The 711-nt window shown below is 60.2% G+C and carries 1 protein-coding gene; it reads left to right on the plus strand.

Annotation, left to right across the window (positions count from 1 at the left end; translation table 11 throughout):
* Positions 1-711: DDE-type integrase/transposase/recombinase (locus ACPUD7_RS17725; RefSeq protein WP_425120648.1), on the plus strand; the 711-nt coding region annotated here is incomplete at both ends.

Here is a 711-nt window from a genome sequence, read left to right on the forward strand (position 1 = left end):
TCCATGAAAGAGCAGGTCGTCGTGTGCATCGTCCCTGGGTGGCAGAGCCGGGACTGTGGCTGCAATACGACTACGGTGACGGGCCCGTCGTCGGTGGCGTGAAGACGGTGTTGTTCATCGCGTGGTTAGCGTTCTCGCGGTTTCGCATCGTCATTCCGCTTCGGGATAAGACGCTGGCGTCGGTGTTCATGGTCTTAGACCGCACGTTTCGACTCATCGGCGGCATCCCGACCTATGTGTTGACTGATAACGAGAAGACCGTCACGACGATGCATATCGCCGGGGTTCCGGTACGCAATCGCGACACAGTCTCATTCGCGAAGTACTACGGAACGACGGTCCTGACGTGTCAGCCGGCCGATCCGGCATCGAAGGGCGGGGTGGAGCGGTCCGTCCAGATCGCGAAGGCTGATCTGGTGCCCACAGCCACGAACCTGCGCAATGAGTACGCTTCGTTTGCTGACCTCGAGGCCGCCTGCCAAGCCTTTATGTCCGAGATCAACGAGAAAGAGCATCGGGTGACGAAACGATGTCCGATCGACTTGATCGGTCAGGAGCAGGAGAGGATGCATCCGGTCCCGGACCGGGCGCATACGATCGCGTTCGGTCTGTCGAGGAAGGTTCCGGTCAATACGCCGATGGTCGCTTTCGAGTCCGGGCAGTATTCGGTACCGCATGCACTCCTGGGGTCCGAGGTCTTCGTCCGCGTCC

This window comes from Brevibacterium sp. FAM 24630, assembly GCF_049804075.1.
In the GTDB taxonomy this organism is placed as follows: domain Bacteria; phylum Actinomycetota; class Actinomycetes; order Actinomycetales; family Brevibacteriaceae; genus Brevibacterium.